Genomic DNA, 14842 nt, shown 5'->3' on the forward strand with positions numbered 1-14842 from the left:
CTAACCCTTGACTACCTGAGTTCCACCAGCGAGCTCGTCATGCTTGCCCTGCTTGGTGGGGCTGTTGTTGATGGTGACCGCGATGACGATGTACGCAACGAGCGAGAGAAGTCCTCCGATGATCGGAATGATCGACAAGAGGTTGAATGCGTTGCGAATTGCGGACTGCTGCGGAGTGGGAAGGCCCGCGCCTCCCGGGGCCTTCACCGACAGCCCAAGGAGCTTCTTGCCTGGGGTCCAACCTTGTGTGACCTCGAACCCAACGAAATATGCGAATGTCAGAAGGGCAGTCAGCAGGCCTGTTATCCAGTATCCCGAGTCGACGAAGATGATCAGGAGCCCGACCACTAGGCCGAGGATGATGTAGTCGATAAGGCGAGCGCCGAATCGAATACCCAGTCCACCGGCTTCGGCACCCGAAGGCAGCCGGTTTCCTCCGCCGTACGCACCTTGGTCGTTGAACTGCGGAGGCGGCGGGAAGTTTCCTCCCTGGGGCGGCGGCGGGTATCCACCGGGAGGCGGGTAGTTGCCACCCTGAGGGGGCGGGAAGTTTCCGCCCTGCGGGGGCGGGTAGCTTCCGCCTTGCGGGGGGCCGGCGGGAGGGGGGTAACTTCCGGGAGGAGGTGTTCCCTGCTGGCCATATGGATCCTGGGGTGGGAATTGCTTCCCGCCTTCTGGATTCTGGTTGGGGTCGTACCCACCGGTTGTCATGTGTTCCCCTCAGTCGTAAATATCGCGCTCGAGTGTGACAGTGGATATGACCCTACTGGGATCAAAGAGCGATGTGGATGACATCTGCTCACTTGGATTCGGAGGTCACCTGTGGTTTAGGCTGCGTTGTATGACGAGTTCCGGGGGCAACAACGACGATTCTTCGAGCGATTACCAGGCAAAACCTGGGTACGGAGAATTTCCGAGCCTGCCTCCTGAGGGGTACGGCGTGTCCCCGTCCGAAACGCAGTCTTCACCTGAAGTTCCCGGATATACCACTCCCAACGAGCAGTACCCGGGTTATCCACCGCCGTCGTACAACCCGCCCGGTAATAACCCCCAGCCGGGCGGAATCGGTGAACCGAACCCGTACCTGCCGCCGCAAAATTTCGGACCGCAGAATCAATATCAGCAGAATCAATATCAGCAACCCGGACAATACGGACAAGCTCAATACGGACAGGCTCAGTACGCTCAGCCGCCGAATGCGTACGGTCAACCGAATCAATTCGCGGGTGGGTACGCACCGCCGATGCAGCCGGTCGGCACCAATGGTCTCGCAATTGCATCGCTGGTTGTATCGCTTGCGGGTGGTTGCTTCTACAGTCTCGGCGGAATCGTCGGAATCATTCTGGGAATTGTCGCGCTCAATCAGATCAAGCAGACAGGTCAACAGGGGCGCGGGCTTGCGATAGCCGGAATTGCGGTCGGCGCGGCCTTCTTGGCAATTTTTGCCGTGATTCTCGTGGTCGCACTCATAGCGAGTGCATCGTCGTCGTACTGAAGTGTCGTCGTGCTGAAGTGGCGAGCGCTCACACGGGAGTGACGACGGACGACGCAGGAAGTGGCTTGCCGAAGTAATAGCCCTGGCCCATGTCGCAGCCGGCCCGCAAGACGTTGGCTGCGTGTTCCGCGGTTTCGACGCCCTCTGCGATCGAATCAAGCCCTAGCTTCCGAGCGATGTCGGCGATGGACTCCATGACCATGAAGGCACGGTCTCCAGCACGACCCGCTGCGCTGACGGCCCAGGTCAAGGATTGGTCGATCTTGAGAATATCGAGCGGCAATTCCGACAATGCGGAGAAAGACGCGAAGCCCGCCCCGAAATCATCCAGCGCGATTCGAATTCCCTCGTTGTGCAAGACGTGAAGAGTCTCGGCGGCATGCCGGCCTACGACGCCGAGCTCGGTGACTTCCACGATTATTCTGCTCAGTGGCGTTTGTGAACTGTCGAGGGCTCCGAGGATCTCGTGAGCGGCGTGCGGGGTAGCGAGTTGGCGAGGCGAAAAGTTGACCGCGACCATCATGTGCTCAGGCCACGACGCTGTTTGGGCACAAATAATTTCCAGAGCTTGTAGCCCGATGGGAATGATGAGCCCAGAGGATTCGGCGGAGCGCATGAAATCTTGAGGTTCGATCAACCCTCGCAGCGGATGGCGCCAACGCAAAAGAGCTTCATAGCTGATAATTGCTGACGAGTTCAGATTGACCTGGGGTTGATACAACACCTCGAATTGATGGTCGTCGAGTGCCTCGCGAAGCTCGCGGACCATGCGTATTCCTTTTCGTCCTGAGTCGCCCGTGCCGCACGTGCGTGTCAGCGTGGATGCTGCAAGTGGGTACTGTGGTCGGATTCCAGGTTCAGATCCCGGGCGTGGTTTTGCAGGAACAACTCGCCCTGAATTTCCTTCGCCAGTCTCGACCGTACTTCACTATTCGAGAATTGCCAACGAATAGCTATTGCGGACGGCTTTGTCATATCGGACAATCGTAGTTTTGTTCCGACGAGGCACCGATTGATACGTCACTTACTTCGCCGGGAAAACCCACGGGGTCCGGGGGATCTTGCGAGAGTCGAATCGATCCGCCAATTGGGGTGGTGTGACAACCTCGCCGGGTTCGGCGAGACCGATGCTCGACGCGATCATCGTCAGAACCTGCTCGGTACTGCGTCCGGCCTCGAGTTGATCTGCCAGAGTCACTGCGCCGTCGCGCTTCGCGAGTCGCTTGCCTTCACTGTTCAAGGCAAGAGGAACGTGGGCGTACGACGGTGGTTCGATGTCGAGCAGCTGGGCAAGGTATGCCTGACGTGGAGCCGAGGTCAGGAGGTCGTCGCCGCGAACCACCTGGTCGATGTTCTGTGCACCGTCGTCGACGACAACGGCAAGGTTGTAAGCGGGCACCCCGTCTCCGCGGAGCAGGACGACGTCGTCGACTGGTCCCGTCACCTCGCCGAACAGTTCGTCATGGACGGTGAACGAGTCGATGCCGGCCCGTAGCCTCAGCGCGGGAGATCGGCCACTTGCCGATTTCTCGGCGCGTTCGGCCTCCGAAAGGTTCCGACACGTGCCGGGGTAGGCGCCGTCTGGAGCATGGGGCGCTGACGGTGCCTGCAGGATCTCCTTGCGTGTGCAGAAGCAGGGATAGGCCAGGTCACGCTCGCGCAATTGGTCGATAGCCTTGTGGTACAAGGGAAGACGGTGTGACTGCAATACGGCTGGGCCGTCCCACGTGAGGCCGAGCCTGCGCAGATCGTCGAGTTGTCGTTCCATCGCGCCGGGGCGGACACGGTCGAGATCCTCTACCCGAATGAGGAAGTCGCGCCCGCTGGTGCGGGCGAAAAGCCAGGCCAGGAGGGCAGTCCGGAGGTTTCCCAGATGGAGATCGCCGGACGGACTCGGCGCGAAACGCCCTGCTCCTTCCACGTCAGCTGGCGAGCCCGACGGAGGCGAGCGGGTTCTCGGCGTCGTGCAGGGTGAGGCGGATCTGGGTTTCCAAAGCGTGATCGAGGTACTGCGGCGGATACATGGCGGGGCATCCGAGTGCGTCGAGTGCCAATCCATTGACGGTTGAAAGCAGAAGTGCCGCTCTGGTTTCCGCTTCCGGAGTTCCGATGCCGATCAGAACTGTCGAGATGCCGGTGCGGATTGTGAACAGGGTTGTCCGGCGGATTTCGGAGAGTGACTCACTGGTTGCGGCGCGCACGGCAAACGCGGCGAGCACATGCGCCTCACGCGTGCGTTGCTCGTCGAGGGGCAGGAGTTGCGAGAGCGCCTGGAACAGGGCGGTATGCGGGTCCGCGTCGGCGGACGATTCGGCCAGTCGCGTCAACAATCGATCGACGAGTGTTCGCAGTGCGAATGCGAACATCTCGTCCTTGGTCGAGAAATGATGTTGCACTGCGCCGATCGAGACACCCGCCCGTTTTGCGACCTCGCGAACGCTGGCATTTTCCAGTCCGGATTCCGCGGCGACATCGAACAATGCCGCCGCAAGCAGGTCTGGACTCGTGGAGGATTTTCGGCGTTCCGGCATACCGCGACATTACATGCGTATGGAAGTAATGCCCACGTCAGGGGTGCTTTTTCACGCCTTCCGGCCGAGGAAGGCAAGGAGTTTCGTCGCTTTGTCAGCGTTGTCCGGAACCTGTATTTCCGGGCCGCACACACCGCTCATGCGGATCGACTCGCCCAGGCCCGCGGCGATCTCCGACACCCACTCCACGTCCGCGTCTCGCATCGTCGTATCGGTGCCGGTTGCGGCCGCGAGGTCCCAACCGTGGATGACCAGATCGAAACACAAGAACCCTTCGACCGTGGCCCCGAGGTTGGTCCTGCCGAAGTGTCCGTCGTATTCCAGGGTGGACTTTGCCGGATCGTCCAGAATTTCCTGCATCGAATCGCGGACGGCCGCCCAGGCTGCCGACGGGTCGTCGTCGACCGACGGACCGGGTGCCAATTCCAGGCCGACTACCTTGACCATGTCTCGTTCGCTGTCGAGCACGTGTCTCACCACGTCGCGGGCGGTCCAGCCCTCGCAGGGGGAATCGTCGTCCCAGCGGTCGGCGGGTACGGCGTCGATCCGGGCCGTGAATCCGGCGGCCAGATCCCGATAACGCTGGGCGGGGGAGATCTCTGTTGAAGTCATGACAACAATCCTTCACCGCCACAGCGCATCGTGATTGATTATTTCGGACATTCACTCGATCTCCGGGGCTTCCGCCCAGATGTCCATCGGTACAACCCCGGCACTCTTGCCCTCGTCGTCGAGAAGTCGGCCCACCCTCTTCATCGATCGCAGCACCACTGACCTGTTCAGCACCACCAGGCCCGGTGCCTCTTGTGCGAGTTGTACTTCGGTAATGGGAGTTTCGCGAAGGGAGTGTGCGGCGATCGCGAGCAGTGTGTTGGCGCGTCCACCGGATATCCGCATGCACACCCGCGTTCCCGGCACTCGCTCCACCAGGGCACGAATCGTCGACCGGTCCGTGGGATCGACATATCCCCACACCCAGGTCACGAGGGGCCAGCCGGACAGTGGCAGAGACACGTCGCAGCGGAACACGATCTGGTTGCGCGACGTCAATTCGGCAAGTCGCCGCCTGACCGTACTTTCGCTGAGGCCGGTACCGACCGTGAGCTCGGCAATCGAGGATCGACCGTCCTCGCCCAGCTTCAATATCAATTGTCGGTCGACAGCGTCGAACGTCTTCCCGTGATGGCGCTGATCCGTCGGCGCGTATTTGTATCGCACAGGCCGGTCTGTCATCGTCGCTCGCTGCGCGGCATCGAGTACCTGCAATTTCCAGTCGTCTCCGATCGCGAAGACCTCGGTGACGAGGTGTGCACGCGAACTGACGATCCCGGGTACCGACGCGAGCGACCGAAGCAGGAAGCGCGACAGGAAAGCCATGTCTCTGACCTCGACGAGAAGTGTCAAGTCGCCTGGGCCGCTTGTGTGTTCGACGCTCAGTACGTGCGGCCAGCGGGCAAGTCGTTCTGCAATCGTCAACGCGTTCGAAGTCGTGCAGTCGACTTCGACAAAAGCCAGACACGATTCCGGACGGCCATGGCCGGTTGCCCTGGCAGAGACCCAAGCGGTGCCGGAATCCTGTAACCGCTGCCAGCGGCGAGCCACGGTAACCGGATCCACTTTGAGCGCGTCGCCAACCGTGCGCCACGACGCTCGCGGGTCGAGTTGCAGGCAATTGATCAGGGCGAGGTCGACGTCGTCCAGTACGGCGGAATCCTGCGTTTCTTCGATCATGGTGCAAGTATCGTGCATCTTCATTGTGTCTGGGATCACTTCATTCATGCTCGAAGGGCAGAACGCGGTGGCGAGTGCCCACCGCGTTCACGCTGTGAAAGGAGAAACCAGATGTCATCGACCACGTTGCCCGCTGTTCCGACCGAGAGAAGCCTCGAGTGGGTGCAACGCCTCATCGGAATCGATACGACGAGTGCCGTGAGCAATCGACCGTTGATCGATCTCATTGCGGCGGAACTACGTCGCCATGGGGTCGAGCCGGTACTTGTTGCCGATGACGAGGGAACGAAGCTCAACTTGTTGGCAACGTTCACTCCTCCTGACGGAAGTACTGCCGGCGGCGTGATGTTCTCCGGCCATACAGACGTAGTGCCGGTCGACGATCAAGACTGGAGTAGCGAGCCTTTCACGCCCGACGTTCGCGACGGAAGCCTGTACGGACGTGGCACGTGCGACATGAAGTCGTTCATCGGGATCGTCGTCGCTGCGATCCCCGACATCGTTGCTCGGCCGCTGGCGAAGCCGATTCACTTTGCATTCTCCTACGACGAGGAAGTCGGCTGCATCGGTGCGGCCGGGTTGGTCGAGGAGGTTGTTTCCCGGAACCTGCGCCCTGATGTGTGCGTCGTCGGAGAGCCGTCGGAGATGCGGGTCATTCGCGCACACAAGTCGATGAACGTCATACGTGTTGATCTGCATGGTGTTTCGGCGCACTCGTCGCTCACTCCGCAAGGAGTCAACGCGATCGAATACGGCGCCGAGTTGATTCGATTCGTCAGAAGCGCGGCCGACGAACTCCGTGCGTCCGGCCCGTACGACGACGCATTCGACGTGGCCTGGACGACGTGTTCGGTCAATCTCGTATCCGGCGGGATCGCAGTGAACACTGTCCCCGAGGATTGCTCCATCACTTTCGAGTTCAGGAGCATCAGCTCAGCTGGCGCCGCAGATTTGCTCGAACGCTTTGCCGCCGAGACGAATCGGATCGAGAACCTGATGCGGGAAGAAAACCCGTCAGCCTCCGTGACGATGCACGTGTCGGCCTCGGTCCCTCCCCTGGAGACGGATGCGAATGCTTCGGCGGCCGCACTGGTCGAACAATGGGGTGGTCGGGCCTCGGACGAAAAGGTCGCGTACGCCACCGAGGCCGGGATGTTCGCGACTATCGGTATCCCCACTGTCGTGTGTGGGCCGGGAAGCATCACTCAGGCGCATGCACCTGACGAGTACGTGACACTTGACCAATTGGCACAGTGCGAGCAGTTCGTTCGGAACGTCATCGCTCACGCCCGCGCCTGACCCACCCTGACCCCCTAAGGAAAACCATGTCCACGGCAACTACGCCAACCTCCGGAACAGTCACCCCGGAACGCCTGGCCGCTGCTCGCAAGGCGGTGATCAGCAGTTCGCTCGGCGCTGCGCTCGAATGGTTCGACGTCATCGTCTACGCATCATTCGCAGTGGTGATCGCCCATAATTTCTTTCCCGGCGGCGACAACACGCTCGGTTTGATACTGACGTTCGCGACGTTCGCGATCTCGTACGTCATCCGGCCGCTTGGCGGGATGGTTCTCGGTAGCTACGCCGATCGTCGCGGGCGCAAGAACGCCTTGACGTTGACGATGATGCTGATGATGATCGGCACGCTCATCATGGCCGTGGCGCCGACGACCTCGATGATCGGACCGTGGGCCGGCGTCGTCATCCTTGTCTCACGTCTCATTCAAGGATTCTCCGCCGGCGGTGAATTCGGTACTGCTACAACCTTCCTCGTGGAGACTGCGCCACACAAGAAGGCGTTCTACTCTTCCTGGCAAGTTGCCAGCCAGGGTGCCTCGGTTTTCCTGGCATCGCTGTTCGGATACGTGCTCAACACTCACCTTTCGCATGAAGCGCTCTACTCGTGGGGCTGGCGCGTTCCGTTCTTCTTCGGCATCATCGTCGGGCCGGTCGGACTCTACATCCGTGCCAAGCTTGACGAAACGGACGATTTCAAGACGAGCGTTCCGGAAAAGGCTCCGCTGAAGACGACGCTGACCAGGCATCTCGGCCGGGTGCTGACCGGTGCCGCAGTAGTGGGCGTCGCGACTATCTCGATCTACCTCATCTTGTACATGCCGACGTTTGCCGTGAAGAACCTCGGAGTTTCCGCCTCGGCCGGCTATCTCGGCGGCATCGTCGCCGGACTGGTCACCTTGATCACCGTGCCGTTGATCGGGCATCTTGCAGACCGGGTCGGACCGGCGAGAGTTATGACCTGGGCCGCCGTTGCGGCAATCGTCTTGGCCTGGCCGCTCTTCAAATTGATGGTCGATCACCCGTCGACTCTGACCCTCGTCCTGGTTGTTTCGGTCCTGGGTGTCATCATGGCGTTTGCCTTCGGTCCCTTGCCCGCCCTGATGAGTTCGCTGTTCCCGGCAGAGATCCGGGCTACCGGCATGTCATTGTCGTACAACCTCGGAGTGACTTTGCTCGGCGGAATCGCGCCGTTGGTCTTGACCTGGTTGATCAGTACAACAGGCTCGCTCGACGCCCCCAGTTACTACTACATGACGGTCGCAGTTCTTTCCCTCGGTGGGCTGTGGTCGGCAAGGACGCTTTTCAGCCAGAAGTGACGGCGGGGGAGCGCGGTCGGGATTACGCGACCGCGTCTCCCTCCGCCAGCGCGACAACGGTATCCGACCCGTGCCAGTCGGGGGCTTGGGTGCGGAGTAGAGCCGCCGGGGTCAGCGACGAGATTCGGCGGCATTCACGGGTCAAGTGGGCCTGATCGCTGAATCCGCAGTGCGCTGCGGATTCAGCGAGTCCCAGCGCGGGTCGACTGCGAGCGAGCGCCATGAAGCGCTGGAGGCGCAGGATCGAGCGCAGCGTTGCCGGGCCGTATCCGAAGGCGTCGTTGCATCGACGTTGGAGTTGGCGCGAAGTCAGTGCCGCCGCGTCGGCGAGAGAGCTGACATTCCACGAATGTTCGGACAGTGCGGTGCGAACGTGGTTGATCACCGGATCGTGACGGAAACTCGAACTTACCCAACTCCGAACAGCGCTTTCGAGGATGGAGACCTGTTCGTGGTCTTCGGAATTTTCCAAGCGGTTCAACAGTATTCGTTCCGTGCGTGCGTCGGTTACATCGCTGAGATCGGCGCGAGAATCCCGAAGCTCGGACGCCGAGGTTCGCAACATCGGCGATGCCGATCCAGGGCGGAATCGAACACCCACGGAGCGTGTTCCGGGCGGAAGAGTGAATGACCATGCAGCGGTTTCGGGGCCACAGACGCGTATGCCGACGCCGCGTATCCACAGCACGTCCATGCAAGCATCGGGCACGAGGAGGTGTTCTCCTTCTGCGCACGCCGTCCAGCCACACACCAGGATGTCGGAGAGATCCGGGGCGACCGATTGTGGTGTGTACCAACCCATGACAAGAGCTTATCGAGCGGCACCGACACGAAGGCGACTTCAGTCGACCGGGCCGAAGCGGTATCCGAATCCCCTGATGGTTTTGATGTACTTCGGTTTCGCGGGATCGGATTCGAGTTTGGACCGCAGGCTGAGAATGGTTGCATCGACTACACGCGTCCTTTCGTGGTCGGAACCCCACACGTTTCGGATCAGGTGATCACGTGAGTACACGCGCCCAGGCTCGGTCGACAGCTCCAGGAGCACCCGCCATTCTGTCCGGCTGAGGACCAGCAGCTTTCCGCCCATCGTCGCCGTCATCGCACGTCGATCGAGGAGCAGGTCACCGTGACGTTGGTGTTTGCCGGGGGCGGGATGTGCGGTTTCACGAAGGATTGCGGTGACCCGAAGATCGAGCGCGTGAGAATCGATCGGGTTCAGCACAAAGTCCGAGACAGCGCGATGTGGTGCTTCGTCGATGTCCTCGTAGGTATCCACCAGCATCATGATCGGCATCGAACTGCGCAAGCGGATCTGCCGTGCGATCTCGTAGCCGTCGATGTCCGGCAACAGGAGATCGATCACGGCGATATCGAAACTGTCGGTGTCCAGGTCATCGAGTAGGCGGCGCCCGGTGCGGACGAGCTGTATCTGGTGCCCGAAATGTATTAATTCGGTACCGAGTGTCTGGGCAAGCTCCGAACGGTCGGTAGCTGCAAGTATCAAGCTCATGTGAAATCCTCCCCCCGAAGGTGTTACTAGTCGTAACAGCTTGCATTCTGGCAGATCATCGACCGCGGGACCAGACATAGGGCGGCCGATCGGAAGTCGAGGGGACCGGGGGCGTTCGTCGCTAGACTTCTTTCATGGGCACTCTGTTCGCGTTGACGCTGCCAGGCTTGCTCGTGCTGCTGGTCCTGTTCGCTTTCGCCGAGACTCTCTGGAACCGGCTCACCGGCGGCCGGGCACTGCCGTGGACTCGGGGACGTACGACTCGTCCGGTCTCGGCCGCGGGCTTCGAAGAGGTTGCTGCCCTGTTTCAGGGGTCCAAGCATCATGAATTCGAACAGCGTCAGAGCGCATTGATGCATCGTGAGGACGGAACGGACGGTGACCCGCCGTGGGTGTCTGTCGATCCGGAAGCTAACAAGGTCGTTCTCCGTCGACGGAGTTGACAGTCGGGTTCAGGCCCAGTGGCCGGGGCGGGTCAGTGAATCGGGCAGCGTGGTAGCCGAATCGCCGATCGCCCCGTTGATCTGGAACTGAGTGAGAAAGATACTGCCGCGGAGTTTTGTGCCGCGAATGTCGGTGCCGCGTAAGTCTGCACCGATCAGATCGGCTCGATCGAGTTCGCAGTCGCGGAGGTCTGCACCGATCAGGTAACTCCCGCGAAAGTTGGCCCCACGTAGATCGGAACCACGAAATTTGGCGCCGATGAGGTCTGCGCCGCGGTGGTCGAGTTTTCGACCCTTCTTGGTTGAGATCGGTGAGCGCACAAGGTTACTCGTCTGCAAGAGCAGTGTGTTGACTGCCGCTCGGTGTGCTGAGACGTCGACGGCTCGAATCTGCGAAGGTGTGCCGTTGGTCAGGCTTTCCGTCTCTACGAGTGCAGCGTCGAGTTCCTTTCGTATCGAGTGGGTTTGCTTCAGCGAGCGGGCTTCGGCGAGATACCAGAGCAGTTCGTGCAACTGGCGTATGACAGGGAAGGTTTCGAACATGTCTGACGCGGTCTCCGGAGCATCACGCCAGCTGACGCCGTCGTAGGTCTGCTGTGAAACCTTCTGTCCCGCACCGAAACAGTCGTAGACGGTGCAACCGGTGAAGCCCTTCTTTCGCAATCCGGTGTGAATGCCGCAACGGAAATCCTGCTGCAGGTTCTTGCAGGGGTCGCCGGCATTCTTGTTGGTCGCGAAGTCGGAGGACTTGGAAAAGGGGAGTGCGACGCAGCACAGACCGAAGCAACTGCTGCAATCTGCGAGCAGATTGGTCTGGCCGGCAATCACGCGTACTCCCGATGGTTGGGTTGGACGGAAAGTCTGTCCTCGGGTTTGTGAGTCTGTCAAACGAAATTGCGTGGTTCGGCAGCAAGAAGTCCAGCGGCTCCGAGGTCGTATCCCGCGCAAATTGCGGGGTACCAATCCGGCAGACGTGATTCTGGACCACGCTCGTGAAGTAGGTCGAAAATCGGGTGGACGGCCCAGCTCGCTGCAACCAATCGCCGTGCGGTACCCGGCGGCAGAACCAGTGCGCCGACGAAGACCACAAATGTTGCGGCCACTGCACTCCATTCGCGAGTGGGAATGGAAACGTCGATCGTGCGCCCAATCGCCACCTAGCCCATCTGCGACCTGGCGAAAATCACGCCCCATCCAGATCGAGGAGCGATACCCCCCGTGCCGTGAGCCGGAAGCGCAGCGGTCTCTTCGTAACCGTCTCAATGATCCCGGCATCGTCCAGGCGCTGAAGTCGCGGGCGGGCGAACTGGCTGGATCGACCCACCACCTCGACCAGGGTGTTCAACTTGATGGCGCGGTTCGCCTCGAAGCAGTGGGCCTGACCCAGGGTGAACAGGACTGCGCCGATGTGGTTGCTATCAACCGGCGGCGTCGACTCGCGATCGAGTCCCAAGTTCAGCGGAAATTCCTCATCCTCCACCAGAACGCGGATACGCGCCTCGAGTGTGTCGATCTTATGCCGCCTCTCGGAGAGGTCGAGCAGCAGTCGATGTTGCGCCTCGGCGATGATCTCCAGCATATCGATCAGGTAGGGCGTCAGATCTCCGCGGTTCAATGGATTCTCCGCGTCAGAGAATGCTTTGTAGTAACGATCCTTGTTGTCGGCGACGGTCGCCGACAATGCCAGGCTCGCATACGGAGCCAACACCTGTCGAAGGTCCAGCGCGAGAAGGTAGCGTCCGGTTCGGCCGTTGCCGTCGTAGAACGGGTGCGTGTACTCGAAGATGAAGTGCGCGACCACTGCCCTGATCAGTCGTGGAATCGAGTCGTCGCCCCCCTGGCTCAGCATGAGGGTCAGCGCGTCGTCGATCGCTGACTCGGGTACCACACCGGTGTGCACGACCTTGATTCCTGACGTGATCGATACTGGCCCTTGCCGGAACCGCTTCCCATCGGGGGCGTCCTCGTCGCGAATCTCGCCCCGAGTTACCGCGTCGTAGACGTCTCGGATGTCGTCGAGCGTCTGTGGACTCTCGGCCTGGTCGTTGCCGATATTGAGATAGAGCCGCACCATCTCGGCGAACCGCTTGTTCGCGAGGGGTTGCTCCGCCCACACCATCTCGATTGCCTCGCTGATCTCCTTCCGGGTTGAGCGGACCTGTTCGATCTCGTTCGTTGCCTGGATCTCGTCGATCACCATGCGATGCAGGTAGTGGGTGCGCGCGAGGGCCGGCAGCCCGTTCCACTCAGCCCGGATCTTCGGCTCGAAGCTCATGATCCGTTCGATCAGCGCTGCGACTTCGGGTGTCATCAGTGCGAACGTCGAGTGTTCGCCGATCAGTAGGTCCCAGTGGACGGCGGCGGGAGAATCGCGTCGCGCTCGCTCCTCAGCATCGGCACCAGCACGATCTCGTTGGTGAAAGATCGATTTCAACGTCCTGTACGCCATCTGGTCTCTCCCTGTATCCACGCTATATTGCCGCCTTGCTTTCCATGCCTATCTTATCCAGAATGGGATTTGGATAAATAAGACTTGCGGCGCGGGTGTCATTTCATGACCAACGCGGGCTGCAGGAGCAGATGTGGCCATAGCTTCCCGAATCGGGTTCAGGCCATCGGCGGGCCACTCGAAGTCACGCAGCAGCATTCCGATTCGGCGCGCTGCGGGATCGAAACCACCACGAGTCGGCAGACCGTCTGAGCTCGCAGAACATCGAGCTGAACCGAGACCCTGTTGCATTACTCGTTGCATGAGGACAGAAAAGAACCCCTGTGAACCGCTTCTCAGCAGTTCACAGGGGTTCCTTTGGCGGAGGATAGGGGATTTGAACCCCTGAGGGCGTTAACCCAACCCGCGTTCCAGGCGAGCGCCATAGGCCACTAGGCGAATCCTCCGTGGAGCAGCATACCCAATTGCGGGCGCGAAGCGTTAAACGGGTACCTGACCTGCGAAGAACCGGTGGAACTCGAGGTTTGCATCTCGGCCCCGGTAGGTGGTGTGCAGCGGCCGGCGAAAGCCGTCTACACTGTTCATTGGATCCCGCGCGGCGCGCATCCTGTGAACTCCCCCAGGGCCGGAAGGCAGCAAGGGTCAACGGGCTCTGCCGGGTGCGCGGGGTCCTCTATTTTTTCACATACCCGACCCCGCCTCGTCGGTGAAAGGCCGCTCCGGATGCCTATCCAAACCCAGATCGGGTTGATGAGCCATGAAGAACTCACCTCCGAGCATGAGAGCCAGAGCGCGAAGTACGCGCAGCTCCAGGCGCAGAAGCTCGCACTCGATCTGACCCGCGGTAAGCCTTCCCCGGAACAACTCGACCTTTCCGCAGAGCTGCTGACGCTGCCCGGCGACGGTGATTTCCGTGACGGAAGCGGCACCGACTGCCGTAACTACGGCGGACTCACCGGTCTGCCGGAACTGCGCGCCATCTTCGGTGAGCTGCTGGGTATCCCCGTTGCGAACCTTCTCGCCGGAAACAACGCGAGCCTCGAGATCATGCACGACAACGTCGTGTTCTCACTGCTGCACGGCACTCCGGATTCGGTCCGGCCGTGGGCACAGGAAGAGAAGATCAAGTTTCTCTGCCCCGCACCGGGCTACGACCGCCACTTCGCGATCACCGAGTCCCTCGGCATCGAGATGATCGCGGTGCCGATGAACCACGACGGCCCGGATGTCGTCAAGATCGCCGAACTTGTTGCGTCAGATCCGCAGATCAAGGGCATGTGGGCGGTTCCGGTTTACGCGAACCCCACCGGTGCCGTGTACTCCGAAGAAATTGTCCGTACGCTCGCGTCGATGCCGACGGCCGCGCCCGACTTCCGCCTGTACTGGGACAACGCGTACGCCGTACATCCGCTTGTCGGCGAGACTGCGCCTTCCTACGACATTCTCTCGATGGCAGCGGAGGCCGGACACCCCAACCGTCCGCTCGTGTTCGCGTCGACGTCCAAGATCACTTTCGCCGGCGCCGGTGTGAGCTTCTTCGGTAGCTCTGCGGAAAACCTTGCCTGGTACCAGAAGTTCCTGGGCAAGAAGAGCATCGGACCGGACAAGGTCAATCAGCTTCGCCACCTGCGTTTCTTCGGCAATGCCGACGGCGTTCGTGCGCACATGGAGAAGCATCGCGCGTTCCTCGCGCCCAAGTTCGAGCTCGTACTGCGGATCCTCGAGGATCGTCTCGGTGCATCGAAGGTCGCGTCTTGGACCGAGCCGAAGGGCGGATACTTCATCAGCCTCGACGTGGTCGACGGCACGGCCAAGCGGGTCATCGAACTGGCGAAGAACGCGGGTATCGCGCTCACCGCTGCCGGATCGGCTTTCCCGTACAGCACGGATCCGGACGACCGGAACATCCGGTTGGCCCCGAGCTTCCCGTCCAAGGCTGAACTCGAAGTTGCCATGGACGGCGTGGCTACGTGTGTCCTGCTCGCAGCTACCGAATCGCGTCTCTCCGAGATCTGAGTTCTCGAAGCGGCGTGCCCGGTCGGTACTTTTCGGTCTCGTCTTGTAC

Annotated in this window: 16 protein-coding genes, 1 tRNA gene and 1 other RNA gene; 6 read left to right on the forward strand and 12 right to left on the reverse strand. The window is 60.8% G+C overall.

The annotated features are described in order from the left end of the window. Window positions 1-711, reverse strand: coding sequence for an RDD family protein (locus AC1Q6C_RS11890; RefSeq protein WP_007731590.1), 711 nt, complete (start codon window positions 709-711; stop codon window positions 1-3). A gap of 130 nt (window positions 712-841) precedes the next feature. Between AC1Q6C_RS11890 and AC1Q6C_RS11895 the strand changes: the two genes are divergently transcribed. Beyond that, window positions 842-1495: a DUF4190 domain-containing protein gene (locus AC1Q6C_RS11895; RefSeq protein WP_007731588.1), complete on the forward strand. Its 654-nt coding sequence runs from the start codon at window positions 842-844 to the stop codon at window positions 1493-1495. Window positions 1496-1523: 28 nt separating this feature from the next. On the opposite strand, the gene AC1Q6C_RS11900 is transcribed toward AC1Q6C_RS11895, so the two are convergent. The 5 genes from AC1Q6C_RS11900 to AC1Q6C_RS11920 all read right to left on the reverse strand — a co-directional run bounded on the left by AC1Q6C_RS11900 (window position 1524) and on the right by AC1Q6C_RS11920 (window position 5757). After that, entirely contained in the window at window positions 1524-2264 is a 741-nt protein-coding gene (locus tag AC1Q6C_RS11900) for an EAL domain-containing protein (RefSeq protein WP_007731587.1), read from the reverse strand. Window positions 2265-2519: 255 nt separating this feature from the next. Then, the gene (gluQRS, locus tag AC1Q6C_RS11905; protein ID WP_007731586.1) at window positions 2520-3416 is read right to left on the reverse strand and encodes a tRNA glutamyl-Q(34) synthetase GluQRS; all 897 of its coding nucleotides are present in this window, start codon (window positions 3414-3416) and stop codon (window positions 2520-2522) included. 1 nt (window position 3417) lies between these two features. After that, complete coding sequence (locus AC1Q6C_RS11910; protein ID WP_007731585.1) at window positions 3418-4026, reverse strand: TetR/AcrR family transcriptional regulator; 609 nt, start codon at window positions 4024-4026, stop codon at window positions 3418-3420. Window positions 4027-4077: 51 nt separating this feature from the next. After that, the gene (locus tag AC1Q6C_RS11915) at window positions 4078-4638 is read right to left on the reverse strand and encodes a TIGR03086 family metal-binding protein (RefSeq protein WP_007731584.1); all 561 of its coding nucleotides are present in this window, start codon (window positions 4636-4638) and stop codon (window positions 4078-4080) included. A 51-nt stretch (window positions 4639-4689) separates the two neighbouring features. Next, window positions 4690-5757, reverse strand: a complete 1068-nt coding sequence (locus AC1Q6C_RS11920; protein ID WP_064073653.1) for an Lrp/AsnC family transcriptional regulator — start codon at window positions 5755-5757, stop codon at window positions 4690-4692. Between the two features lie 111 nt (window positions 5758-5868). Here AC1Q6C_RS11920 and argE point away from each other — a divergent pair, with 111 nt between their 5' ends. Together argE and AC1Q6C_RS11930 are read left to right on the forward strand one after the other, a co-directional pair. Continuing rightward, on the forward strand, window positions 5869-7056 hold the full coding sequence (argE, locus tag AC1Q6C_RS11925) for an acetylornithine deacetylase (protein ID WP_007731582.1): 1188 nt from the start codon (window positions 5869-5871) through the stop codon (window positions 7054-7056). A gap of 26 nt (window positions 7057-7082) precedes the next feature. Then, window positions 7083-8372 carry an MFS transporter gene (locus AC1Q6C_RS11930; protein ID WP_003943831.1) on the forward strand — a complete coding sequence of 430 codons (1290 nt, stop codon included), beginning with the start codon at window positions 7083-7085 and terminating at the stop codon, window positions 8370-8372. A gap of 22 nt (window positions 8373-8394) precedes the next feature. Here the strand turns inward: AC1Q6C_RS11930 and AC1Q6C_RS11935 are convergent, their stop codons facing one another. Continuing rightward, window positions 8395-9174: a helix-turn-helix domain-containing protein gene (locus AC1Q6C_RS11935; protein WP_003943809.1), complete on the reverse strand. Its 780-nt coding sequence runs from the start codon at window positions 9172-9174 to the stop codon at window positions 8395-8397. A 39-nt stretch (window positions 9175-9213) separates the two neighbouring features. Next, complete coding sequence (locus AC1Q6C_RS11940; protein ID WP_007731581.1) at window positions 9214-9885, reverse strand: response regulator transcription factor; 672 nt, start codon at window positions 9883-9885, stop codon at window positions 9214-9216. Between the two features lie 134 nt (window positions 9886-10019). Between AC1Q6C_RS11940 and AC1Q6C_RS11945 the strand changes: the two genes are divergently transcribed. Further along, window positions 10020-10328, forward strand: a complete 309-nt coding sequence (locus tag AC1Q6C_RS11945; RefSeq protein WP_007731580.1) for a DUF6191 domain-containing protein — start codon at window positions 10020-10022, stop codon at window positions 10326-10328. A gap of 9 nt (window positions 10329-10337) precedes the next feature. Here AC1Q6C_RS11945 and AC1Q6C_RS11950 read toward each other — a convergent pair whose 3' ends face one another. From AC1Q6C_RS11950 to AC1Q6C_RS11965, 4 genes are all read right to left on the reverse strand, one after another. Beyond that, window positions 10338-11156 carry a pentapeptide repeat-containing protein gene (locus AC1Q6C_RS11950; protein ID WP_007731578.1) on the reverse strand — a complete coding sequence of 273 codons (819 nt, stop codon included), beginning with the start codon at window positions 11154-11156 and terminating at the stop codon, window positions 10338-10340. Between the two features lie 56 nt (window positions 11157-11212). Continuing rightward, entirely contained in the window at window positions 11213-11431 is a 219-nt protein-coding gene (locus AC1Q6C_RS11955) for a hypothetical protein (RefSeq protein WP_230359431.1), read from the reverse strand. 80 nt (window positions 11432-11511) lie between these two features. Next, window positions 11512-12528 (reverse strand): Fic family protein, encoded by a 1017-nt coding sequence (locus tag AC1Q6C_RS11960; protein ID WP_492666629.1) that lies wholly within the window; start codon window positions 12526-12528, stop codon window positions 11512-11514. Between the two features lie 607 nt (window positions 12529-13135). Continuing rightward, window positions 13136-13223: transfer RNA gene (locus tag AC1Q6C_RS11965), tRNA-Ser, on the reverse strand. 136 nt (window positions 13224-13359) lie between these two features. Here AC1Q6C_RS11965 and ffs point away from each other — a divergent pair. Together ffs and AC1Q6C_RS11975 are read left to right on the forward strand one after the other, a co-directional pair. Continuing rightward, an RNA gene (gene ffs / locus AC1Q6C_RS11970) (signal recognition particle sRNA small type) lies at window positions 13360-13459 on the forward strand. 41 nt (window positions 13460-13500) lie between these two features. Further along, a complete protein-coding gene (locus tag AC1Q6C_RS11975; protein WP_007731574.1) occupies window positions 13501-14793 on the forward strand; it encodes an aspartate aminotransferase type Ic in 1293 nt (430 codons plus the stop codon). Window positions 14794-14842 lie beyond the last annotated feature (49 nt).

Source organism: Rhodococcus sp. MT28 (genome assembly GCF_058792695.1).